Here is a 22,535-nt window from a genome sequence, read left to right on the forward strand (position 1 = left end):
CGGTTCGATGGTGCCCGCGCCGAGCGACTCGGCGGTGCGGGCGGCGTCCGGGTCGGCGTCCGGGGCCCCCGCGCGTCTGCGACACTGGAACAACCATGCCTAAGCCCGGAGAACTCACCTTTGTCGCGCCGCGCGGCGCCAAGCCCCCGCGACACCTCGCCGACCTGAGCCCCACCGAGCGCAAGGAGGCCGTCGCCGAGCTGGGCGAGCAGCCGTTCCGCGCCAAGCAGCTCTCCAACCACTACTTCGGCCGGATGTCCAACGACCCGGCGAGTTGGACGGACATCCCCGCTGCCAGCCGGGAGAAGCTCACCGAGACCCTGATGCCCGAGCTGATGTCGGTGGTGCGGCACGTCTCCTGCGACGACGACACCACCCGCAAGACGCTCTGGAAGCTGTTCGACGGCACCCTCGTCGAGTCGGTGCTGATGCGCTACCCGGACCGGGTCACCATGTGCATCAGCTCCCAGGCCGGCTGCGGCATGAACTGTCCGTTCTGCGCCACCGGCCAGGCCGGGCTGACCCGCAACCTGTCCACCGCCGAGATCGTCGAGCAGATTGCCGCCGGGATGCGCGCGCTCAAGGCCGGCGAGATCCCCGGTGGCGAGGCGCGGCTGTCCAACGTGGTCTTCATGGGCATGGGCGAGCCGCTGGCCAACTACAACCGGGTGCTGGCCGCGATCCGCCGGCTGACCGACCCGGCGCCGGACGGCTTCGGCCTGTCCCAGCGCGGCATCACCGTCTCCACCGTCGGCCTCGTCCCGGCGATGAACCGGCTGGCCGACGAGGGCCTCAGCTGCCGTCTGGCGCTGTCGCTGCACGCCCCGGACGACGAGCTGCGCGACGAACTGGTCCCGGTGAACACCCGGTGGAAGGTCGCCGAGGTGCTGGACGCGGCCTGGAACTACGCGGAGAAGTCCGGCCGCCGGATCTCCATCGAGTACGCGCTGATCAAGGACATCAACGACCAGGCCTGGCGCGCCGACCTGCTCGGCCGGCTGATCAAGAACCACCGGGTGCACGTCAACCTGATCCCGCTGAACCCGACCCCGGGTTCCAAGTGGACGGCCTCCCGGCCCGAGGACGAGCGCGAGTTCGTCCGCCGGCTCCAGTCCCACGGCGTGCCGACGACGGTCCGCGACACCCGCGGCCAGGAGATCGACGGCGCCTGCGGCCAGCTCGCCGCGGCCGGCTGAGCCCCACTACGGGAGGACCGGCTAGCGCAGCCCGGCGGCCGCCAGCGCGGCGGTCGCCCCGCCGGTCAGCAGCAGCGTGGTGCCGACCGCCAGGGTGCGCAGCAGGACCGCGCCGAACAACAGCCGCGGCGAGGTGCCGAGGCGCAGCAGCGCGTCGGTGACCTCGCGGCGGTCGGTGCGGACCTCGGCCAGCCGGGAGACCACCGCGGCGGCCGCGCAGCCGAGCACCAGGCAGGCCTCGACGGCGGGCAGCGCGTCGGCGCTTTCGGGCGTGCCGATCCAGTAGCGGATGGTGGTGAGCACCAGCGCGACGACGAGGGTGAGGACGGCCAGCGGCGGGCCGAGGCGGCGGGCCTGGGCGGTCAGGCCTCGACCGGCGAGCAGCCGCAGCGGGGTGGGCCGGCCGAGGGCGAGCAGCCGTCCGGTCCAGGCGAGCAGCGGGCCGGTGAGCAGCGTGAGCCCGAGCGCGCTGGCGGACCAGCCGCCGAGGGCGGCGGTGCTGGTGGTGCCGAGTCCGGCGGGCAGGTGGACCGGGCGGCCGTCGGACTCGGCGTCGGGCCGCAGCGCGATGAGTTCGAGCGCGGCGCCGATCACCACCAGTCCGATCGGCAGGGCGATCCGCCAGACGCCGAAGCCGGTCGGGCTGGGGGCGCGGCCGCCGGGCAGGGTGTCGGCGACGGGCACCGCGCAGGCGGCGGCGATGCCGGCGGTGATCGGGACCAGGGCGAGCAGCGTGACGGGCGCGGCGGCCGGCAGCGGTACGCCCATGCCGAGGTCGGGGGCGAGCGAGGGCCCGGCGATGTCGTTGCGCAGGACCAGGAAGAGCAGCAGGGTGAGCACGCTGCCGAGGGCGCAGGCGAGGGCGACCTCGCTGGCGATCAGGGCGCGGATCCGGCGGGAGCCGGTCCCGGCGGCGGTGAGTCCGGCGATCCGCTCGGGCCGGCGGGCGGGCACCGAGCGGGCGGCGACGGCCGCGAACCAGGCGACGGCGGCCAGCGGGGGCAGGCACCAGAGCAGTCGGACCAGCGCGTCGGTGCCGCCGAGCGGTTCGCTCAGCGCCCGGCCGAGGGAGCGCAGCAGGAACGCGGCGACGACGGCGGCGGCCAGTGCGGTGAGCAGCCAGCGGCCGAGGTCGGGCACCCGGTAGCCCCGGGCCAGACGGAGGTAGAACACGTCGACTCTTTCAGCGGCTGGGCGTCGTCAGCGTCGGGTGGCCGTGACGGCGGACGCACCGGTCGTCCCCGGGGCAGCGATGCCGCGCGGGACAGGGGCGGCAGGGGCGGTGAGCCGTCCGTCGACGAGGGCGACGGCGCGGTCCGCGAACCGGACGAGCTCGGGGTCGTGGGTGGCCAGGACGAGGGTGAGCTGGTGCGAGCGGGCCGCGCTGGTCAGTATCCGCAGCACCTGATCGGAGGCCTCGCGGTGCAGCGGGGCGGTGGGGTCGTCGGCGAAGACGACCGGCGGCAGCGGGGCGAGGGCGCGGGCGACGGCGATCCGCTGGCGCTGGCTCTGGACCAGCCGGTCGGGGCGCTGCCGGCCGATCTCGCCGACGTCGAGGCGCTCCAGCCACTCGTCGGCGGCGGTGTAGGCGGCCTTGTTGCCGGCCCCGGCGAGGAGCAGCGGCAGGGCGACGTTCTCACGGGCGGTCAGTTCGGGCACCAGGTGCGGTTCGGAGCCGACGAAGCCGAAGCGGTCGCGGCGCAGCCGTTCGCGGCCGGCGCGGCCGAGGGTGTGCACGGGCGAGCTGTTGAACCAGACCTCGCCCTCGTCGACCGGGAGCTGGGCGGAGAGGCAGCCGAGCAGGGTGCTCTTGCCGGAGCCGCGCGGGCCGGTGACGGCGAGCACCTCGCCGTCGCGGACGCCGATCGAGATGCCGCGCAGCGCGGGGGTGCCGTAGTGGGACTTGACGATCCCTCGGGCCCACAGCACGTCGTTGTCAGGCGGTGCCGCTGACATGAGGTTCCATCCTGGGTGCCGCAGGGATATGACAGTCGTCAGATTAGAACGACCGGGGCCTCGCGCGGTTGCGGCGCACTGGTCCATCACGGGCAAATCACCCGCATTCAGGCATGTTTGGTCGTACGACTGTGATGTTGACGGGTCATCGGAGCGCGGACGCCGAAGGGCGGCCCCGGGGATCGGGGCCGCCCTTCGGCGGAGGGTGGGGAAGAGGACTCAGAGGATCAGAGCTTCGCCCACGCGTCGGTGAGGCTGGTCCGCAGGATCTGCTCGATCTCGTCGAAGGTCGACTGGTCGGAGATCAGCGGCGGGGCCAGCTGGACGACCGGGTCGCCACGGTCGTCGGCGCGGCAGTACAGGCCGTTGTCGAAGAGGGCCTTCGAGAGGAAGCCGTAGAGCACGCGCTCGGTCTCCTCGTCGTTGAAGGTCTCCTTGGTGACCTTGTCCTTCACGAGTTCGATGCCGTAGAAGTAGCCGTTGCCGCGGACGTCGCCGACGATCGGCAGGTCGCGCAGCTTGCTCAGGGTGCCCAGGAAGCGCGACTCGTTGTCGAGCACGTGCTGGTTCAGGCCCTCGCGCTCGAAGATGTCGAGGTTGGCGAGCGCCACGGCCGAGGAGACCGGGTGGCCGGCGAAGGTGTAGCCGTGCAGGAAGGTGTTGTCACCCTTGTAGAACGGCTCGGCGATGCGGTCCGAGATGATCGTGGCGCCGATCGGGGAGTAGCCCGAGGTCATGCCCTTGGCGCAGGTGATCATGTCCGGCACGTAGCCGAACTTGTCGGCGCCGAACATGGTGCCGAGGCGGCCGAAGGCACAGATGACCTCGTCCGAGACCAGCAGCACGTCGTGGCGGTCGCAGATCTCGCGCAGGCGCTGGAAGTAGCCGGGCGGCGGCGGGAAGCAGCCACCGGCGTTCTGCACCGGCTCGACGAAGACGGCGGCGACGGTCTCGGGGCCCTCGAAGAGGATGGCCTCCTCGACCTGGTCGGCGCACCAGCGGCCGTACGCCTCGGGGTCGACGGTGCCGTCGGGGCCCTCGAGGTAGTGCGGGGCGCGGTAGATGTTGGTGTTCGGGGCCTTGTGGGTGCCCGGCACCAGCGGCTCGAACGGGGCCTTCAGGCCCGGCAGGCCGGTGATGGACAGCGCGCCCTGCGGGGTGCCGTGGTAGGCGATGGCGCGGGAGATGACCTTGTACTTGGTCGGCTTGCCGATCAGCTTGAAGTACTGCTTGGCGAGCTTCCAGGCGGTCTCGACGGCCTCGCCGCCGCCGGTGGAGAAGAAGACCTTGTTCAGGTCGCCCGGGGCGTAGTTGGCCAGGCGCTCGGCCAGCTCGACGGCCTTGGGGTGCGCGTAGCTCCAGATCGGGAAGAACGCGAGTTCCTTGGCCTGCTTGGCGGCGACCTCGGCGAGCTCGGTGCGGCCGTGGCCGGCCTGCACGACGAACAGGCCGGCCAGGCCGTCGATGTACTTCCGGCCCTTGTCGTCCCAGATGTACGTGCCCTCGCCCTTGACGATGGTCGGCACGGGGGAGTTCTCGTACGACGACATGCGGGTGAAGTGCATCCACAGGTGGTCGTAGGCGGTCTTGGAAAGGTCCTTCTGCGCCGGGTCGGCTGTCATCGGGTGCCCCAGGTGTAGGTCTGTTTCCGGAGCTTCAGGTAAACGAAGCTCTCGGTGCTCCGCACGCCGGGAAGCGCGCGGATGCGCTTGTTGATCAGTTCGAGCAGGTGCTCGTCGTCCTCGCAGACCAGTTCGGCCAGGAGATCGAACGAGCCTGCGGTGCAGACGACGTAGTCGACCTCGTCGAGGGCGGCCAGCGCGTCGGCGACGGGCTCGATGTCGCCCTCGACCCGGATGCCGACCATCGCCTGGCGGGTGAAGCCGACGGTGAGCGGGTCCGTGACGGCGACGATTTGCATCACGCCCTGGTCGAGCAGCTTCTGGACGCGCTGCCGTACGGCTGCCTCGGACAGGCCGACGGCCTTGCCGATGGCGGCGTACGGGCGGCGCCCGTCCTCCTGGAGCTGCTCGATGATCGCCTTGGAGGCGGCGTCGAGGGGAACGCTCGCGTTCCGGTCGCGGTTGGCCACGCGGCCACTGTGCCTGATCGTTCCCCTGTTCGCAAGCGTGGAAACTGCTGATTTCGTCGCGATCTTGGAAATCCAATGCGGATTTCATCGCGGACGTGACCCCATCCTGTCGATCCCGGCAGTCTTGCGGCTACCCTGGCACGGTACGCGCGCGCCCCCGCACGGCGGCGTGCGTTCCGCCACCAGTGGACCGCGCCGCTTCGGGCCCGGCCACTCGGCACCCTTCGTAGGCCGGATCCGCCGACGTACCATGGCGCCGGAATCTGCAACGCCGCAGGCCCAGACCGAGGAGAGACCCGTGAGCGACCTTCGCACGCTGCGCAACTACATCAACGGTGAGTTCGTCGACGCGGCTGACGGCCGCACGCTCGACATCGTCGACCCGGCGACCGGCGAGGTGTACGCGACGTCGCCGCTGTCCGGCGCCGCTGACGTGGACGCGGCCATGGCCTCGGCCGCCGCCGCGTTCCCGATCTGGCGCGACGCCACCCCGAGCACCCGGCAGAAGCTGCTGCTCAAGATCGCCGACGCGGTCGAGGCCCGGGCCGACGAGATCGTCGACGCGGAGGTGCGCAACACCGGCAAGCCCCGCGCGCTGACCCTCTCCGAGGAGATCGGCCCGATGGTGGACCAGATCCGCTTCTTCGCCGGTGCCGCCCGCCTGCTGGAGGGCAAGGCCGCCGGTGAGTACATGGACGGGATGACCTCGATCGTCCGCCGGGAGCCGGTCGGTGTCTGTGCCCAGGTCGCGCCGTGGAACTACCCGATGATGATGGCGGTTTGGAAGTTCGCCCCGGCCATCGCCGCCGGTAACACCGTCGTGCTGAAGCCCTCGGACACCACCCCGGCCTCCACCGTGCTGCTGGCCGAGATCATCGGCGGCATCCTCAAGGAACTGGAGCTGCCGGCCGGCGTCTTCAACGTCATCTGCGGTGACCGCGAGACCGGCAAGCTGATGGTCGAGCACAGGACCCCGGCGATGGCCTCCATCACCGGTTCGGTCCGAGCCGGCATCCAGGTCGCCGAGTCGGCCTCCAAGGACGTCAAGCGCGTCCACCTGGAGCTGGGCGGTAAGGCCCCGGTCGTGGTCTTCGAGGACGCCGACATCGCCGAGGCCGTCGAGGGCATCTCGGTGGCCGGCTACTTCAACGCCGGCCAGGACTGCACCGCCGCCACCCGCGTGCTGGTGCACGAGTCGATCCACGACGCCTTCGTCGAGGCGCTGGCCAAGGCCGCGGCCGAGACCAAGACCGGCGGCGTGGACGACGAGGACGTGCTGTACGGCCCGCTGAACAACGCCAACCAGCTGAAGCAGGTGGCCGGCTTCATCGAGCGGCTGCCCGCCCACGCCAAGGTCGAGGCCGGTGGCCACCGGGTCGGCGACAAGGGCTACTTCTACGCCCCGACCGTCGTCTCCGGCCTGCAGCAGGACGACGAGATCATCCAGAACGAGGTCTTCGGCCCGGTCATCACCGTGCAGAAGTTCACCGACGAGGACCAGGCCGTCGAGTACGCCAACGGCGTCGAGTTCGCGCTGGCCTCCTCGGTGTGGACCAAGGACCACGCCCGCGCCATGCGGATGTCGCGCCGCCTGGACTTCGGCTGCGTCTGGATCAACACCCACATCCCGCTGGTCGCCGAGATGCCGCACGGTGGCTTCAAGAAGTCCGGCTACGGCAAGGACCTGTCGGCGTACGGCTTCGAGGACTACACCCGCGTGAAGCACGTCATGACCGCGATCTAGCGGGTCATGGCCATCGGGCGCAGGATGACCGCGATCTGATTCTGATCTCGGTTGGAACTCGTCCGAACTGACAAGGGGCCCGGGTCTTTTCGACCCGGGCCCTGTCGCTTTGCACCCTGTCGGCGGGTGGCGTGACCGACTGACAGGATGAAACTGCACTTCGGGGACCGGCGGCTCTAGCCTTACCGGCATGAGCATCCCCACCGCTGACTCAGCCGCCGGCCAGGCCGTCAAGGCCGCCGACCGCGCGCACGTCTTCCACTCGTGGTCCGCCCAGGCGCTGATCGACCCCCTCGCGGTGGCCGGCGCCGAGGGCTCGTACTTCTGGGACTACGACGGCAACCGCTACCTCGACTTCTCCTCGCAGCTGGTCAACACCAACATCGGCCACCAGCACCCGAAGGTGGTCGCCGCGATCCAGGAGCAGGCGGCGAAGCTCTGCACCATCGCCCCCGGCTTCGCGGTCGAGTCGCGCAGCGAGGCCGCCCGGCTGATCGCCGAGCGCACCCCGGGCGACCTGGACAAGATCTTCTTCACCAACGGCGGCGCCGAGGCCGTCGAGAACGCCATCCGGCTGGCCCGGCTGCACACCGGCCGGCAGAAGGTGCTGTCCACCTACCGCTCGTACCACGGCGCCACCGCCAACGCGATCGCCCTCACCGGCGACCCGCGGCGCTGGGCCAACGAGACCGGCGTCTCCGGTGTGGTGCACTTCTGGGGCCCGTACCCCTACCGCTCCAACTTCCACGCCGAGAACGAGGCGCAGGAGTGCGAGCGCGCGCTGTCGCACCTGGAGCAGGTGATCGCCTTCGAGGGGCCGGGTACGGTCGCGGCGGTCATCCTGGAGACGGTGGTCGGCACCGCGGGCATCCTGGTCCCGCCGGCGGGGTACCTGGCCGGGGTGCGGGAGATCTGCGACCGCTACGGGATCGTGTTCATCCTGGACGAGGTGATGGCCGGCTTCGGCCGCACCGGCGAGTGGTTCGCCGCCGACCACTGGGGCGTCGTCCCGGACCTCATGACCTTCGCCAAGGGCGTCAACTCCGGCTACGTGCCGCTGGGCGGCGTGGCGATCAACACCGAGATCGCCGCCACCTTCGCCGAGCGGCCGTTCCCCGGCGGGCTCACCTACTCCGGGCACCCGCTGGCCTGCGCCTCGGCGGTGGCCACCATCAACGCGATGGCGGAGGAGGGCATCGTCGAGAACGCCAAGCACATCGGCGAGACGGTGCTCGGCCCGGGTCTGCGCGAGCTGGCCGAGCGGCACCCCTCGATCGGCGAGGTGCGCGGTCTGGGCGCGTTCTGGGCGCTCGACCTGGTCAAGGACCGGGCGACCCGCGAGCCGCTCGTCCCGTACAACGCCGCGGGCGCCGACAACGCGCCGATGGCCGAGCTGGCCGCCGCCTGCAAGCAGCGCGGGCTCTGGCCGTTCGTCAACATGAACCGCTTCCACGTCGTCCCGCCGTGCACCGTCACCGAGGAGGAGGCCAAGGCTGGCCTCGCGGTGCTGGACGAGGTGCTGTCGCTCACCGACGCGCACGCTGTCTGACGTACCTACCAGGACGGCCCCGGGCACCCGTGTCCGGGGCCGTCCCACGCTCCGGAAGGTCCCACATGCCCAGCAGCTCCACCCTGACCCGCCGCCCCGCCCCCGACCGCCCGCAGGGCCCCGCGCGCATACGCCGACGTTCCGTGCTCGGCGGGGCCGCGCTGCTCGGCGCCGGGACGCTGACCGGCTGCGGCATCCCGTCCGCGTACGTCGCCGAGGACCGCCGCTCGGCGCCGGACCGCTCGGAGAGCGACAAGCGGCTGAACTTCTCCAACTGGACGCAGTACATCGACACCGACGACCAGGGCAGGCGCCCGACCCTGGACACGTTCAGCGAGAAGACCGGGATCGCGGTCACCTACACCGAGGACATCAACGACAACGACGAGTTCTTCGGCAAGATCAGCCCGGTGCTCACCCAGGGCGCCGACCCGGGCCGGGACCTGATGGTGATCAGCGACTGGATGGCCGGGCGGTACGTCTCGCTGGGCTGGGTGCAGGCGATGGACCGGGCCAACCTTCCCAACGTCACCGCCAACCTGGACCCGCAGCTGTCGAACCCGGCCTTCGACCCCGGGCGCAAGCGCAGCGTGCCCTGGCAGTCCGGGATCACCGGCATCGCGTACAACCGCAAGGCGCTCGGCCGGGAGCTCAAGTCCACCGCCGACCTGTGGGCGCCCGACCTCAAGGGCCGGGTCACCCTGTTCGCCGGGCTGGACGAGGCGCTCGGGCTGCTGATGCTCTCCCAGGGCGCGGACATCACCGCCTTCGGCGACGACGACGCGCACCGGGCGATGGACCTGGTGCAGAAGATGGTCGACACCGGGCACGTCCGCCGCTTCACCGGCAACGACTACACCAGCGACCTCGCCTCCGGCGCCGCGGTCGCCTGCCAGGCCTACTCCGGCGACGCCGTCCAACTCACCGCCGAGAACCCGGACATCGCCTTCCTGGTGCCGGAGGAGGGCGGCGAGCTGTGGGCGGAGAGCCTGATGATCCCCAACCGGGCCGTCCACAAGCGCAACGCCGAGCTGCTGATCGACTACTACTACCAGCCGGAGGTGGCGGCTGAACTCGCCGCGGCCGTCCAGTACATCTGCCCGGTGCCGGCCGCCCGCGAGGTGCTGGCGAACAGCGGGGACAAGGACAAGGCCGAACTCGCCGAGAACCCGCTGGTGTTCCCGACCGAGGAGATGCGCGCCCGGCTGCACAGCATGCGCGACGTCACCTCGGCCGAGCGGCCGGAGCTGCACAAGGTCTGGGGGCGCATCACCGGGGTGTGACGCCGGGGCGCGACGCTCACCTGCGGACGGCGTCCAGCGCGAGCAGCGCCACGTGCAGGGACAGGCAGGACTCCACCTGGTCGAGGTCGACGCCGAGGATGCGCTCGACCTTGTGCAGCCGGTCGTAGAAGGACGGCCGGGACAGGTGCGCGGCGTCGGCCGCCGCCGACTTGTTCCGGCCCTGCTCCAGGTAGATCCGCAGCATCTGCACCAACTGGCCGTTGTGCTCGGCGTCGTGGGCCAGCAGCGGGCCCAACTCCCGTTCCACGTAAGTCTGCAGGCGGGCGTCGTCGCGCAGCAGGTGGAGCAGGCCGCGCAGCCGGACGTCGGGCAGCCGGTAGTAGGAGGCGGTCCGGCCGCCGCCGGGCGCGTCGTGCAGGGCCGCGTCGGCGACCTGGGCGGCCTCCAGCAGGGTGCGCCGCGCGTCGCGGACCGAGCCGACCGAGGAGCCGACCGCGACCACCGGGCCGGGGGCGTCGGCGCCCTCCCGGCCGGCGTCGGCGGACATCCGACGCAGGGTGGCCGAGAAGGAGTCCAGCGCGGAGTGCTCGTCCTGCTGGGCGCCGAGCGCGATCAGCAGGCCCACGCCCTCGTCGTCGAGCGCGCCGACCAGGGCGGACAGCCGGCAGGCCCGGACCGCGCCGGCGGCCAGCTCGGTGAAGTCGCGCAGCCGGGCCTGGGCCTCCAGCGCGGCCGGGATCGGCCCGCGGCGTTGGCGCAGCACCACGCCGACCAGCCGGCGCCCCTCCAGCGGGACGCCGAGTGCCTGGGCGCGCAGGGCCACCTCGGAGACGGTCAGCGCGTGGGTGAGGATGCCGGAGAGCAGGGTGCGGTGGGTCTGCCGTTCCAGGCTCTCCCGGTCGCGCACCACCAGCCGGTTGAGCGCCAGCGCCGAGGCGCCGCGCTCCAGCAGCATGGCGTGCGGGTGGGTCTCGCCCTCCGGTAGCGGACCCGGATCCTGGACCAGCACCAGCCGGCCCCAGTCCTGGCCGCGGGCGCCGACGGTGGTCACCAGCCAGCCGCTGCGCGGGTCGTGGCCGGTGCGGCCGGGCGGACGGACCCCGCGCGAGCGGCGCTCCCAGTCCTCCAGCAGCTCGGCCTCCGGGCGTCCGGCGCTGTCGTGGGCGAGCACCTGGTGGGCCAGGTTCTCCAGGACCACCGGCGCGCCCGCCATCCCGGCCACCTGGCGGATCACCTCGGGCGGCTCGGCGCCCTCCACCACCAGCTCGTTGAACACCTGGTGCACCGACTCGGAGACCCGCAGCTGCTCCAGCTGGGCGTTGACCACCAGGGCGTGCACGGCCTCGGTGACGGCGACGAAGCGCACCTCGCGGCGGAGCGCGATCAGCGGCAGCCCGCACTGCTCGGCGGCGTTCACCAGGGCGCGCGGCAGCGAGTCGAAGTAGCGCCGCCCGAACTCGACCACCAGGCCGGCCACCCCGACCTCGTCCAGGTCGCGGACGTAGCGGGCCAGGCCCGCGCGGTCCTCGGGCAGCGCGATGCCGGTGGTCAGCACCAGCTCGCCGCCCTGGAGCATCCCGGCGACGTCGGGCAGCTCGCTCACATGGACCCAGCGGACCGGCCGCTCCAGGCGGTCGGCGCCGGCCACCACCTGGGGCAGGCCGCGCCGCATCACCTCCAGGTCGAGCACGCGGGCGACGGTGGGAAGCATCGCGGGCCTCCAGAGCCGGGGAGCGGGAACATGGGGGGATCAGAGTGTCAGGTAAATCATCCATCGCGGCGACGACCTGTTGCCCTCCGAACGGCCTTGCACTCTGTAAGGCCCTTCGCGCCGAGACTGCCGAAGTGACCCTTGTCACGTCAACCCCGCAACGGGCAAGGTCAGCGGGACCGCAGACCCCCACGGCGGAAGCGCGAACCCGCAGCGTGCGGTCGGACCGCCGGCACTTGGAGGAACCAGATGGACCTGACCGACTTCGGCGCGGGCGCGCAGTACATCGCGGGCCGTCAGAGCCGGGGCGGCGGCGAACCCTTCCAGGTCGTCAACCCCGCCGACGGCAGCGTGGTCGAGCAGGTCGCGCTGGCCACCGCCGCCGATGTGGACACCGCCGTCGCCGCTGCGAAGGCCGCCCTGCCCGGCTGGTCCTCCGCCACCCCCGGCGCCCGGTCCGAGGCGCTCACCCGGCTCGCCGCCGTACTGACCGACGCGGCGCGGGACCTCGCCCGGGTCGAGACCGCGCAGACCGGCAAGCCGGTCAAGCTGGCCACCGAGTTCGACGTCCCCGGCACCATCGACAACACCGCCTTCTTCGCCGGCGCCGCCCGCAACCTGGAGGGCAAGGCGGCCGGCGAGTACTCCGGTGACCACACCTCCTACGTACGGCGCGAGGCGATCGGCGTGGTCGGCTCCATCTCGCCGTGGAACTACCCGCTGCAGATGGCCGCCTGGAAGATCCTCCCGGCCATCGCCGCCGGCAACACCATCGTGCTCAAGCCGGCCGAGCTGACCCCGCTGACCTCGCTGATGTTCGCCCGGGCCTGCACCGAGGCGGGCATCCCGGACGGCGTGGTCAACGTGGTCACCGGCGCCGGGCGCACGGCCGGCGAGCACCTGGTCGCCCACCCCGACGTCGCGATGGTCTCCTTCACCGGCTCCACCGCGGTCGGCCGGCGGGTCGCCGAACTCGCCACCGCGAGCGTCAAGCGCACCCACCTCGAACTCGGCGGCAAGGCCCCGTTCGTGGTCTTCGACGACGCCGACCTGGACGCCGCGGTGCACGGCGCCGTCGCCGCCTCGCTGATCAACGGCGGCCAGGACTGCACCGCCGCCACCCGCGCCTACGTCCAGCGCCCGCTGTACGAGGCCTTCGTGGCCGGGGTGGCCGAGCTGTACGCGGCGATCCGGATCGGCGACCCGCGCAATCCGCACACCGACCTCGGCCCGCTGGTCTCGTACACCCACCGGGACCGGGTGGCCGGCTTCGTGGAGCGCGCCCGTTCCTACGCCACCGTGGTCACCGGCGGCCCCGCGCCGGAGCGGGGCCACGACGGCACCGACCTCACCCGGGGCGCCTACTACGCGCCGACCCTGATCACCGGCGCGGCCCAGGACAGCGAGGTGGTCCAGGGGGAGGTGTTCGGCCCGGTGCTGGTCGTGCTGCCCTTCGACGGCGACGACGAGGGCCTGCGGCTGGCCAACGACACCCCGTACGGCCTGGCCGCCTCCGCCTGGACCGGCAACGTGCACCGCTCGCTGCGCGCCACCCGGGAGATCGCCGCCGGGTGCGTCTGGGTCAACGACCACATCCCGATCATCAGCGAGATGCCGCACGGCGGGTACAAGGCGTCCGGCTACGGAAAGGACATGTCCCAGTACTCGCTCGACGAGTACACCCAGGTCAAGCACGTCATGTTCGACACCACCGCGGTGGCCCGCAAGGACTGGCACCGCACCGTCTTCGGCGACAGATAACCCCGGACCGGGGTGCTTCCCCCACGCACCCCCATTCCCCCAGGAGGCCCGATCCATGGCGTTCAAGGCGTTCAACGAGCTCACCGACGGTCTGCCCGAACCGGTCCGCAGGGCCTGGGAACGCAGTCTGACCGGCGGCCGGGCCGCGGTCGGCCGCCGCACCCTGCTGCGCGCCGCCGCGCTGACCGCCGGGGCGGGCACCCTGGCCGCCTGCGGCATCCCGGCGGCCCCCCGGGCGACCGGCGACTCGACCGCGGGCGCCGCCAAGGACCTCTCGGACGGCGAGAGGGAGGTCGACTTCTCCAACTGGCCGCTGTACGTGGACACCGACGAGAAGGACAAGCAGAAGCACGGCACCCTGGACGCCTTCACCGCCGCCACCGGCATCAAGGTCAAGTACAACGAGGACGTCAACGACAACGTCGAGTTCTTCGGCAAGATCAAGCCGCAGCTCGCGTCCGGCCAGGACACCGGCCGCGACCTGATGGTGCTCACCGACTGGATGGCCGCCCGGCTGATCCGGCTCGGCTGGGCGCAGAAGCTCAACCCGGCGAACGTCACCACCGCGATCACCAACATCGAGGCCCGCTTCCGCGCCCCCGACTGGGACCCGGGCCGGCTCTACTCCTACCCGTGGGCCGGGATCCAGACCGTCGTCGCGTACAACCGCAAGGCGACCAAGGGGAAGGAGGTCACCAGCGTCTCGCAGCTGCTGGACGACCCCGACCTCAAGGGCCGGGTCACCTTCCTGTCCGAGATGCGCGACACCATCGGGATGGTCCTGCTGGACCTGGGCAAGGATCCGGCCAAGTTCACCGCGGACGACTACGACGGCGCGATCGCCCGGGTGCAGAAGGCCGTCGACAGCAAGCAGATCCGCCGCTTCACCGGCAACGACTACGGCCAGGAGCTCTCCTCCGGCGACATCGCGGCCTGCGTCGCCTGGGGCGGCGACCTGATCCAACTGCGCGCCGACAACCCGGACATTGAGTTCGTGATCCCGGAGAAGGGCTACCTCGCCTCGACCGACAACATGCTGGTCCCGGCCAAGGCGCGGCACAAGGCGAACGCGGAGAAGCTGATCGACTTCTACTATCAGCCGAAGATCGCGGCGCAGCTGGTCGCGGGCATCGGCTTCGTCTCCGCCGTCACCGGGATGAAGGACGAGCTCGCCACCCTCGCCCCGGACAGCGCGGCCAACCCGCTGGTCGTACCCACCCCCGAGATGGCGGCCAAGGCGCACGTGTTCCGCACGCTCACCGAGAGCGAGGAGAGCGACTTCGAGCAGAAGTTCTCCAAGCTCATCGGCGCCTGACCCCCGTTCACGGCCGAGAAACCCAGGAAGACATCCCATGACAGACCAGCTGCGCGACGCGGCCGGCGGCGACGTCCGCCTCACCGGCATTGGCAAGACCTACGGCGCCTTCACCGCCGTCCACCCGCTCGACCTGACCGTCCCCCAGGGCTCCTTCTTCGCTCTGCTCGGCGCCTCCGGCTGCGGCAAGACCACCACCCTGCGCATGATCGCCGGCCTGGAGGAGCCCACCAGCGGCACCGTTCTGATCGGCGGACAGGACGTCACCGCCCTGCCCCCGTACAAGCGGCCGGTGAACACCGTCTTCCAGAGCTACGCGCTCTTCCCGCACCTGGACATCTTCGAGAACGTCGCCTTCGGCCTGCGCCGGCGCGGCAGGAAGGACGTCAAGAAGCAGGTCGACGAGATGCTGGAGCTGGTCGAGCTCGGCCAGTACGCCCGGCGCAAGCCGCACCAGCTCTCCGGCGGCCAGCAGCAGCGCGTCGCGGTCGCCCGCGCGCTGATCAACCACCCCCAGGTGCTGCTGCTGGACGAGCCGCTCGGCGCCCTCGACCTCAAGCTGCGCCGCCAGATGCAGCTGGAGCTCAAGCGGATCCAGACCGAGGTCGGCATCACCTTCGTGCACGTCACCCACGACCAGGAGGAGGCCATGACCATGGCCGACACCATCGCGGTGATGAACGGCGGCCGGGTCGAGCAGCTGGGCGCGCCCGCCGAGCTGTACGAGAACCCCGCTACCACCTTCGTGGCCAACTTCCTCGGCCAGTCAAACCTGCTGCCCGCCGAGGTCACCGGCGGCGCGGGCGAGGACCTGCTGCTCACCGTGGCCGGCGCCCGCCTCGCCGTGCCGAAGGCGCGCTGCGCCACCGAGGCCAAGCGGGTCCACCTGGGCGTGCGCCCGGAGAAGATCACCATCACCCACGGCTCCGAGAAGGCCGCCGAGGGCCGCAACGCGCTGGCCGGCACCGTCGTCGACTCCAGCTTCATCGGCGTCTCCACCCAGTACCTGGTGCGCACCGACGGCGGCCAGGAGGTCACCGTCTTCGAGCAGAACATGGAGCGCGACGCCCGGATCGTCCCCGGCGCCGCCGTCCTGCTGCACTGGAACCCGGCGCACTCCTTCGCCCTGGACGCCTCGCAGGCGATCGACGCGGGCACCGCGGAGGAGGCCGCATGACCGCCACCACCCTGGCCGCGCCGCCGCAGGCCGTACCCCCGGATCGCAGCCCGTCGTCGGGCCGGGAACCGAAGCCGAGGCGCAAGCTCACCCCGTACTGGCTGCTGCTGCCCGGCATCGCCTGGCTGGTCGTCTTCTTCGCCGTGCCGATGGTGTACCAGGCGTCCACCTCACTGCAGACCGGCTCCCTCGAAGAGGGATTCAAGGTCACCTGGCACATCTCGACCTACTGGGACGCCCTGGTCGAGTACAAGTGGCACTTCGTGCGCTCGTTCTCCTACGCGGCGATCGCCACCGTGCTCTGCCTGGCCGTCGGCTACCCGCTCGCGTACACCATCGCCTTCAAGGCGAACCGGCGCTGGCGCAACGTCATCCTGATCCTGGTCATCGCGCCGTTCTTCACCAGCTTCCTGATCCGCACGCTGGCCTGGAAGACCATCCTGTCCGACGGCGGCCCGGTGGTCGGCGCGCTGAACACCCTGCACGTCCTGGACGTCACCAACGCGCTCGGCCTCACCTCCGGGGACCGGGTGCTGGCCACCCCGCTCGCCGTGGTCTGCGGTCTGACGTACAACTTCCTGCCGTTCATGATCCTGCCGCTGTACACCTCGCTGGAGCGGATCGACCCCCGGCTGCACGAGGCGGCCGGCGACCTGTACGCCCGGCCGTTCACCACCTTCCGCAAGGTCACCTTCCCGATCTCGCTGCCGGGCGTGGTCGCGGGCACCCTGCTCACCTTCATCCCGGCCTCCGGCGACTACATCAACGCCCAGCTGCTGGGCTCGCCGAGCGAGCAGATGGTCGGCAACGGCATCCAGAAGCAGTTCCTGAACGTGCTCGACTACCCCACGGCGGCCGCGCTGAGCTTCATCCTGATGGCCCTGATCCTGGGCATGGTGACGGTCTACATGCGCAAGGCCGGGACGGAGGAACTGGTCTGATGTCCCGGATTTCCAAGTGGATCCGCGCCCACCTGGTGGTGCTGGCCGGCCTGCTGGCCCTCGCCTACCTGGTGCTGCCCAACCTGGTCGTGCTGGCCTTCTCGTTCAACAAGCCGGTCGGCAAGTTCAACTACGAGTGGAACGAGTTCTCCACCGACGCCTGGACCAACCCCTGCGGCGTGGCCGACATGTGCCAGTCGCTTTCGCTCAGCCTGCAGATCGCGGTGCTCGCCACCATCGGCGCCACCGTGCTCGGCACCATGGTCGCCTTCGCGCTGGCCCGCCACCGCTTCCGCGGCCGCTCGGCCACCACCGCGATGATCTTCCTGCCGATGGCCATGCCCGAGGTGGTCATGGCCGCCTCGCTGGGGACGCTGTTCCTCAACATGCGCATCCCGTTCGGCTTCACCACCATCCTCATCGCGCACATCATGTTCTGCCTCAGCTTCGTGGTGACGGCGGTCAAGGCGCGCGTGATGAGCATGGACCCGAGGCTCGAACAGGCCGCCCAGGACCTCTACGCGACCCCCACCCAGACCTTCCTGAGGGTCACCCTGCCGCTGGCCGCCCCCGGCATCGCCGCCGGTGCGCTGCTCAGCTTCGCGCTCTCCTTCGACGACTTCATCATCACCCAGTTCAACTCGGGCCCGACCACGGTCACCTTCCCGATGTTCGTCTGGGGCGCCTCGCAGCGCGGCATCCCGGTGCAGGTGAACGTCATCGGCACCGCGATGTTCGTCGCCGCGGTCGCGCTGACCGTCGTCGGGCAGTGGATCGGCAACCGTCGGAAGGCCGCCGCCTGACGCACCACCCGACGTACGGCCGGCAGCGGTGGCTCACAACCGTCATCTATTCGCAGAAAGTGGCTGATAATGCATGGACTCCGCCCGCGCACTCAGTGACGCCAGGCCCACCCCCTTCTGGCTGGAGGACCCCGGTCGGCCGGAGGCGTTGCCCGCCCTGGTCGGCGACACCACCTGCGACCTGCTGGTCGTCGGCGGCGGCTACTCCGGCCTGTGGACCGCCCTCATCGCCAAGGAACGCGACCCCTCACTGGACGTCGTGCTGGTCGAGGGCAACGAGGTCGGGTGGGCCGCGTCCGGGCGCAACGGCGGATTCTGCGCGGCCAGCCTCACCCACGGCTTCGGCAACGGCCTGCAGCGCTGGCCCGCCGAACTCGCCCAGCTGGAACGCCTCGGCGCCGCCAACCTCGACGGCATCGAGGCCGCCCTCAAGCGCTACGGCATCGACGCCGAGTGGGAGCGCACCGGCGAGATCGACATCGCCACCCAGCCCCACCAGGTCGAGGAGCTGCACGAGATCGCCGAGGCCGTCGCCCGGTACGGCTTCGACCTCACCGTCCTGGACGCCGACCAGCTGCGCGCCGAGGTGAACTCGCCGACCTTCCTGGGCGGCCTCTGGGACAAGGAGGGAGTGGCGATGGTCCACCCCGCCAAGCTCGCCTGGGGCCTCAAGGACGCCTGCCTGAGCCAGGGCGTGCGGATCTTCGAACACACCCGGGCCACCGACGTGCGGGAGCACGGCAGCGGCATGGCCGCCCGCACCCCGTACGGCCGGGTGTTCGCCCGCCGGGTCGCGCTCGGCACCAACGTCTTCCCGTCCCTGCTCAAGCGCGTCCGTCCGTACATCGTGCCGGTGTACGACTACGCACTGATGACCGAGCCGCTCGACGACGAGCAGCTCGCCGCGATCGGCTGGCGCGGCCGCCAGGGGTTGGGCGACAGCGCCAACAAGTTCCACTACTTCCGGCTCTCCGCCGACAACCGGATCCTCTGGGGCGGCTACGACGCCGTCTACCACTACGGCGGCCACGTCCGGCACGAGTACGACCAGCGGCCGGAGACCTTCCGCACCCTGGCCAACCACTTCTTCCGCTGCTTCCCGCAGCTGGAGGGGCTGCGCTTCACCAACGCCTGGGGCGGCGCCATCGACACCTGCAGCCGGTTCTCGGCGTTCTTCGACACCGCGTACCGGGGCAAGGTCGCCTACGCGGTCGGGTACACCGGGCTCGGCGTCGGCGCGACCCGCTTCGGCGCCGAGGTGATGCTCGACCTGCTCGCCGGCGAGCGCACCGAACGCACCTCGCTGGACATGGTGCGCTCCAAGCCGCTGCCGTTCCCTCCCGAACCGGTGCGCTGGGCGGGGATCGAGATCACCACGCGGTCGCTGGAGCGGTCCGACCGCAACGGCGGCCACCGCAACCTCTGGCTGCGCACGCTCGACCGGCTGGGGCTCGGCTTCGACAGCTGACCCCGCCCAGCGCGTCACGCGACCCGTGCAGTCACGCGACCCGTGTAAGAGGGACCCGCCGTCCGCCTCTTCCTGGTGACGGCGGGTCTCGGTCTTCCGCCGTCCGACCGGGACGAACGGCGAGAAACGGGGACACGACATGGAGAGCACCGGACTGCACTGGCTCGCCCAGGTGGCACCGGACCCGGAAACCTTCCGGGCACAGTGGGAACGCTCCGGGCTGGGCCTGATGCTGTTACCGGCGGGACGCCGCTGGGACGTCCTCTCCGTCCCCCGGACGGCTCGGGCGCCCCGCCCTGGAGGTCCTGGACACCGGCTCCCGCGGCCCGGTGCTCACCGACTTCGGGGACGAGCACGTCAGCTTCCTGGTGCCGGTCGGCACCGCCGCCCGCTGGGTCGGCACCGGCGTGCGCTGCGCGGGGGAGGGCACCTGGATCGTCGTCCCGCACCCCGAACGCAGCAGTCGGGGCGTGCGATGGCTGGTCCCGCCCGACGGCTCCGGGCGGCTCAACGACCCGGTGTTCCTGGAACTCGCCCTGCACGAGGCGGCGGCCGGACTCACCGGCTGGTGAGCGTCCGAGCGTCCGGCGGCGCGGCGCGCGGCGTGGGCGGTCGCGTCAGACTGGAGGCGTGACCACCGCTCCGCACGCCGTCGACGCCGCCCTGCGACCGGGCCTCGCCCAGCTGCGACTGGCCGCCCTGGCCGCGCCCGTCTGCGCCCGGTACGGACTGGCGCTGGCCGGTGGGCACGCGCTGCGTGCCCACGGCGTGGCGGCCTGCGCGCAGGACGGGCTCACCCTGGCGACCGGCGGCGCCGACCTGCCGGAGGTGGGCTCCGCGCTGGCCGAGGCCTATCGCGCGGCGGGCGGCGGAGTCGTCGAGCGGCCCGGCACCCCGCGCCTGGAGCAGCTGACCGTACGGCTGGCGCTGGGCGCTCGCACCCACTCGGTGGAGCTGCGGAAGGAACCACTCGGCCACCCGCCGGTCCGGCTCGACCTGGGTGCCCCGGCACCGGACGAGCCGTCGGTGGTGCTGCCGGTGGTCGCCCTGGAGGACGCGGCGGCGCTCACCACCGCGCTGCTGGTCGACCGGGGCATGCCGCGCGACCTGATCGACGTGCACGCCCTCACCCGCTGCTACCGGGAGGGCGAACTGCTCGCGCTGGCTGGAGAGCTGGACCCGGAGTTCCAGCCGTCCGCGCTCGCCGACCGACTGGAGACGCTGGCCGAGGCCGCGGACGGCCGGTTCCGCGCCCGGGGCGTCGAGGCCGGCTCGGTGGACGGGCTGAAGCGGTGGGCGCTGGCCTGGGCACAGGATCTGCGGCTGGACCTGCTGGAGACCCAGGAGGCGGCGGACGGGCTGCACGACCCGTACCTGGAGGACGAGGAGTCCTGAGTCATGGGCTGGGGGTTTACGCGTTCGGAGTAGCGACCGAACGACCTGTAAGGCTGAATCCGCGATCCCCGTCAGCCTGTTCGTTGAGCCTCGCCGGGACGGCCACCAGACTGGGAGATGAGCGCGGTAGCCCCGTGAATTCCCGTCGCCCACCCCTCGCGGGGGCGGCGCCAGACCGGACCGGTGGCAGGACGCCGCCCGGGACTTCGGAGGCAGACGGACCTTGAGCAAGCACATCATTCACTGGATCGGCGGCGGCCCCGTCGCCACCGCCGGCGCGGCGCCCCGCCGCGGTGACATCTTCGACCCGGCCACCGGCCAGGTCTCCGGCCACGTCGACTTCGCCGAGATCGCCGAGGTCGACCAGGCCGTGGCCGCCGCCGCCTCGGCCTTCGCCGAGTGGCGCACCGCCTCGGTGGCCAGGCGGACCACGGTGCTCTTCGCCTTCCGCGAGCTGCTGAACGCCCGCCGGGACGAGCTGGCCTCGATCATCGTGTCCGAGCACGGCAAGGTGCACTCGGACGCGCTGGGCGAGATCGCCCGCGGCCTGGAGGTCGTCGAGTACGCCTGCGGCATCCCGCAGCTGCTCAAGGGCGGCTTCACCGAGCAGGCCTCCACCGGCATCGACGTCTACTCGATCCGCCAGCCGCTCGGACCGGTCGCGATCATCTCGCCGTTCAACTTCCCGGCGATGGTGCCCATGTGGTTCTTCCCGATCGCCATCGCGGCCGGCAACACCGTCGTGGTGAAGCCCTCGGAGAAGGACCCGTCGGCCGCCAACTTCCTGGCCGGGCTGTGGAAGGAGGCCGGGCTGCCGGACGGCGTCTTCAACGTCGTGCACGGTGACAAGGTGGCCGTCGACCGCCTGCTGGAGCACCCGGACATCAAGTCCGTCAGCTTCGTCGGCTCCACCCCGATCGCCCGCTACGTCTACGAGACCGGCACCCGCTACGGCAAGCGCGTCCAGGCCCTGGGCGGCGCCAAGAACCACATGCTGGTCCTGCCGGACGCCGACCTCGACCTCGCCGCCGACGCCGCCGTCAACGCCGGCTTCGGCGCGGCCGGCGAGCGCTGTATGGCCGTCTCCGTCCTGGTCGCGGTCGACCCGATCGGCGACGAGCTGGTCGACAAGATCAAGCAGCGGATCGCCGGCCTGAAGGTCGGCCCCGGCTGCAACGGCGACTCCGAGATGGGCCCGCTGGTCACCGGCCAGCACCGCGACAAGGTCACCTCCTACGTCGAGTCCGGCCTCGCCGACGGCGCCGAGCTCGCCGTGGACGGCCGCAAGCACCCGATCACCACCGAGGACGAGAACGGCGCCCCGACCGCGGACGGCTTCTGGCTCGGCCCCACGCTGTTCGACCACGTGAAGCCGGGCATGTCCGTCTACAACGACGAGATCTTCGGCCCGGTCCTCTCGGTCGTGCGCGTGGCCTCCTACGAGGAGGGCCTGGCGCTCATCAACGCCAACCCGTACGGCAACGGCACCGCCCTCTTCACCAACGACGGCGGCGCGGCCCGGCGCTTCCAGTTCGAGGTGGAGGTCGGCATGGTCGGCATCAACGTGCCGATCCCGGTGCCGGTCGCCTACTACTCCTTCGGCGGCTGGAAGGCCTCGCTCTTCGGCGACACCCACGCGTACGGCCCGGACGGCGTGCACTTCTTCACCCGAGGCAAGGCCGTGACCCAGCGCTGGCTGGACCCGTCGCACGGCGGTATCAACCTCGGCTTCCCCACCAACAGCTGAGCCAGGGTCGCTGAGCCTCGCAGCCGAAGTAGGGCTGGTCGGCCCCCTCTCCCCGGGGCCGACCAGCCCTTCTGCATGCCGGTTGCATCCGCCCGCCGAAGCGCGTACAGTTCTTCGAGCTGCCTGGCAGGGAGCACCGGACACGCGTCTGCGCGGACGGTCCCGGGGTAGCCAATCCTCTGAAACACCTTTCCGGTTCGTGCCGGTCGTTTTCGCGTTCTCGCGGTGCGGCTCGGTGCTCATTCGGCGTGCGCGTTTTATCGGATTGCGGTCGATTCGCTTTTCCGAGCGGGGATCGGCTAGAGTTTGAAACGTCGGACGGGGCGTCAAACCCCGAAAGACACCGGCGAGTTGGATGAACGAAGCCCCGGAAACGGAGCGGAAAACATCTGATAAGCTGGAAACACGAAAGAACGAAGCGCCCGGAGGGCCCGCT

General features: G+C 71.3%; 17 protein-coding genes and 1 pseudogene. 13 read left to right on the forward strand and 5 right to left on the reverse strand.

Features of this window, described 5'->3' with window-relative positions:
* The first annotated feature begins 95 nt into the window (after positions 1-95).
* Positions 96-1,196, forward strand: a complete 1,101-nt coding sequence (rlmN, locus tag ACIRYZ_RS33055) for a 23S rRNA (adenine(2503)-C(2))-methyltransferase RlmN (RefSeq protein ID WP_393037897.1) — start codon at positions 96-98, stop codon at positions 1,194-1,196.
* A 21-nt stretch (positions 1,197-1,217) separates the two neighbouring features.
* Here rlmN and ACIRYZ_RS33060 read toward each other — a convergent pair whose 3' ends face one another.
* The 4 genes from ACIRYZ_RS33060 to ACIRYZ_RS33075 all read right to left on the reverse strand — a co-directional run bounded on the left by ACIRYZ_RS33060 (position 1,218) and on the right by ACIRYZ_RS33075 (position 5,244).
* Positions 1,218-2,369 carry a hypothetical protein gene (locus ACIRYZ_RS33060; RefSeq protein ID WP_402951503.1) on the reverse strand — a complete coding sequence of 384 codons (1,152 nt, stop codon included), beginning with the start codon at positions 2,367-2,369 and terminating at the stop codon, positions 1,218-1,220.
* Positions 2,370-2,396: 27 nt separating this feature from the next.
* Positions 2,397-3,152, reverse strand: a complete 756-nt coding sequence (locus ACIRYZ_RS33065) for an ABC transporter ATP-binding protein (RefSeq protein ID WP_402951506.1) — start codon at positions 3,150-3,152, stop codon at positions 2,397-2,399.
* Positions 3,153-3,379: 227 nt separating this feature from the next.
* Positions 3,380-4,774: an aspartate aminotransferase family protein gene (locus tag ACIRYZ_RS33070; RefSeq protein ID WP_350508287.1), complete on the reverse strand. Its 1,395-nt coding sequence runs from the start codon at positions 4,772-4,774 to the stop codon at positions 3,380-3,382.
* Positions 4,771-5,244 carry an Lrp/AsnC family transcriptional regulator gene (locus ACIRYZ_RS33075; protein WP_030243538.1) on the reverse strand — a complete coding sequence of 158 codons (474 nt, stop codon included), beginning with the start codon at positions 5,242-5,244 and terminating at the stop codon, positions 4,771-4,773. The genes ACIRYZ_RS33070 and ACIRYZ_RS33075 overlap by 4 nt, the downstream gene beginning before the upstream one ends.
* A 250-nt stretch (positions 5,245-5,494) precedes the next feature.
* Between ACIRYZ_RS33075 and ACIRYZ_RS33080 the strand changes: the two genes are divergently transcribed.
* The 3 genes from ACIRYZ_RS33080 (at position 5,495) to ACIRYZ_RS33090 (ending at position 9,820) form a co-directional block, all read left to right on the forward strand.
* Positions 5,495-6,988 (forward strand): gamma-aminobutyraldehyde dehydrogenase, encoded by a 1,494-nt coding sequence (locus ACIRYZ_RS33080; protein WP_402951510.1) that lies wholly within the window; start codon positions 5,495-5,497, stop codon positions 6,986-6,988.
* A 190-nt stretch (positions 6,989-7,178) separates the two neighbouring features.
* A complete protein-coding gene (locus tag ACIRYZ_RS33085) occupies positions 7,179-8,537 on the forward strand; it encodes an aspartate aminotransferase family protein (protein ID WP_402951513.1) in 1,359 nt (452 codons plus the stop codon).
* A gap of 65 nt (positions 8,538-8,602) precedes the next feature.
* Entirely contained in the window at positions 8,603-9,820 is a 1,218-nt protein-coding gene (locus tag ACIRYZ_RS33090) for a spermidine/putrescine ABC transporter substrate-binding protein (protein WP_402951515.1), read from the forward strand.
* A 16-nt stretch (positions 9,821-9,836) separates the two neighbouring features.
* Here ACIRYZ_RS33090 and ACIRYZ_RS33095 read toward each other — a convergent pair whose 3' ends face one another.
* Entirely contained in the window at positions 9,837-11,492 is a 1,656-nt protein-coding gene (locus tag ACIRYZ_RS33095; RefSeq protein WP_402951518.1) for a PucR family transcriptional regulator, read from the reverse strand.
* Between the two features lie 249 nt (positions 11,493-11,741).
* Here ACIRYZ_RS33095 and ACIRYZ_RS33100 point away from each other — a divergent pair, with 249 nt between their 5' ends.
* From ACIRYZ_RS33100 to ACIRYZ_RS33140, 9 genes and pseudogenes are all read left to right on the forward strand, one after another.
* Positions 11,742-13,253, forward strand: coding sequence for a gamma-aminobutyraldehyde dehydrogenase (locus ACIRYZ_RS33100; RefSeq protein ID WP_402951521.1), 1,512 nt, complete (start codon positions 11,742-11,744; stop codon positions 13,251-13,253).
* A gap of 55 nt (positions 13,254-13,308) precedes the next feature.
* Positions 13,309-14,568: a spermidine/putrescine ABC transporter substrate-binding protein gene (locus ACIRYZ_RS33105; protein ID WP_402951524.1), complete on the forward strand. Its 1,260-nt coding sequence runs from the start codon at positions 13,309-13,311 to the stop codon at positions 14,566-14,568.
* 37 nt (positions 14,569-14,605) lie between these two features.
* Positions 14,606-15,745, forward strand: coding sequence for an ABC transporter ATP-binding protein (locus ACIRYZ_RS33110; protein ID WP_402951527.1), 1,140 nt, complete (start codon positions 14,606-14,608; stop codon positions 15,743-15,745).
* A complete protein-coding gene (locus ACIRYZ_RS33115) occupies positions 15,742-16,686 on the forward strand; it encodes an ABC transporter permease (protein ID WP_402951529.1) in 945 nt (314 codons plus the stop codon). The genes ACIRYZ_RS33110 and ACIRYZ_RS33115 overlap by 4 nt, the downstream gene beginning before the upstream one ends.
* Positions 16,686-17,489 carry an ABC transporter permease gene (locus ACIRYZ_RS33120; protein ID WP_402951532.1) on the forward strand — a complete coding sequence of 268 codons (804 nt, stop codon included), beginning with the start codon at positions 16,686-16,688 and terminating at the stop codon, positions 17,487-17,489. Before ACIRYZ_RS33115 ends, ACIRYZ_RS33120 begins: the two co-directional genes overlap by 1 nt.
* 73 nt (positions 17,490-17,562) lie before the next feature.
* On the forward strand, positions 17,563-18,957 hold the full coding sequence (locus ACIRYZ_RS33125; protein ID WP_402951535.1) for an NAD(P)/FAD-dependent oxidoreductase: 1,395 nt from the start codon (positions 17,563-17,565) through the stop codon (positions 18,955-18,957).
* Positions 18,958-19,096: 139 nt separating this feature from the next.
* Positions 19,097-19,529 (forward strand): annotated as a pseudogene (locus tag ACIRYZ_RS33130) (hypothetical protein).
* 58 nt (positions 19,530-19,587) lie between these two features.
* Positions 19,588-20,352: a nucleotidyl transferase AbiEii/AbiGii toxin family protein gene (locus tag ACIRYZ_RS33135; RefSeq protein ID WP_402951537.1), complete on the forward strand. Its 765-nt coding sequence runs from the start codon at positions 19,588-19,590 to the stop codon at positions 20,350-20,352.
* Between the two features lie 223 nt (positions 20,353-20,575).
* Positions 20,576-22,099 carry a CoA-acylating methylmalonate-semialdehyde dehydrogenase gene (locus tag ACIRYZ_RS33140; RefSeq protein ID WP_402951540.1) on the forward strand — a complete coding sequence of 508 codons (1,524 nt, stop codon included), beginning with the start codon at positions 20,576-20,578 and terminating at the stop codon, positions 22,097-22,099.
* The last annotated feature ends 436 nt before the right edge of the window (positions 22,100-22,535 follow it).

The organism is Kitasatospora sp. NPDC101155, from assembly GCF_044768305.1.
Taxonomy (GTDB): domain Bacteria; phylum Actinomycetota; class Actinomycetes; order Streptomycetales; family Streptomycetaceae; genus Kitasatospora.

Excerpts from the sequence above, each read along its gene's own strand:
- rlmN (WP_393037897.1), top strand. The coding sequence starts at position 96 with ATGCCTAAGCCCGGAGAACTCACCTTTGTCGCGCCGCGCGGCGCCAAG.
- ACIRYZ_RS33065 (WP_402951506.1), bottom strand. The coding sequence starts at position 3,152 with ATGTCAGCGGCACCGCCTGACAACGACGTGCTGTGGGCCCGAGGGATC.
- ACIRYZ_RS33070 (WP_350508287.1), bottom strand. The coding sequence starts at position 4,774 with ATGACAGCCGACCCGGCGCAGAAGGACCTTTCCAAGACCGCCTACGAC.
- ACIRYZ_RS33080 (WP_402951510.1), top strand. The coding sequence starts at position 5,495 with ATGGCGCCGGAATCTGCAACGCCGCAGGCCCAGACCGAGGAGAGACCC.
- ACIRYZ_RS33085 (WP_402951513.1), top strand. The coding sequence starts at position 7,179 with ATGAGCATCCCCACCGCTGACTCAGCCGCCGGCCAGGCCGTCAAGGCC.
- ACIRYZ_RS33090 (WP_402951515.1), top strand. The coding sequence starts at position 8,603 with ATGCCCAGCAGCTCCACCCTGACCCGCCGCCCCGCCCCCGACCGCCCG.
- ACIRYZ_RS33095 (WP_402951518.1), bottom strand. The coding sequence starts at position 11,492 with ATGCTTCCCACCGTCGCCCGCGTGCTCGACCTGGAGGTGATGCGGCGC.
- ACIRYZ_RS33100 (WP_402951521.1), top strand. The coding sequence starts at position 11,742 with ATGGACCTGACCGACTTCGGCGCGGGCGCGCAGTACATCGCGGGCCGT.
- ACIRYZ_RS33105 (WP_402951524.1), top strand. The coding sequence starts at position 13,309 with ATGGCGTTCAAGGCGTTCAACGAGCTCACCGACGGTCTGCCCGAACCG.
- ACIRYZ_RS33110 (WP_402951527.1), top strand. The coding sequence starts at position 14,606 with ATGACAGACCAGCTGCGCGACGCGGCCGGCGGCGACGTCCGCCTCACC.
- ACIRYZ_RS33115 (WP_402951529.1), top strand. The coding sequence starts at position 15,742 with ATGACCGCCACCACCCTGGCCGCGCCGCCGCAGGCCGTACCCCCGGAT.
- ACIRYZ_RS33120 (WP_402951532.1), top strand. The coding sequence starts at position 16,686 with ATGTCCCGGATTTCCAAGTGGATCCGCGCCCACCTGGTGGTGCTGGCC.
- ACIRYZ_RS33125 (WP_402951535.1), top strand. The coding sequence starts at position 17,563 with ATGGACTCCGCCCGCGCACTCAGTGACGCCAGGCCCACCCCCTTCTGG.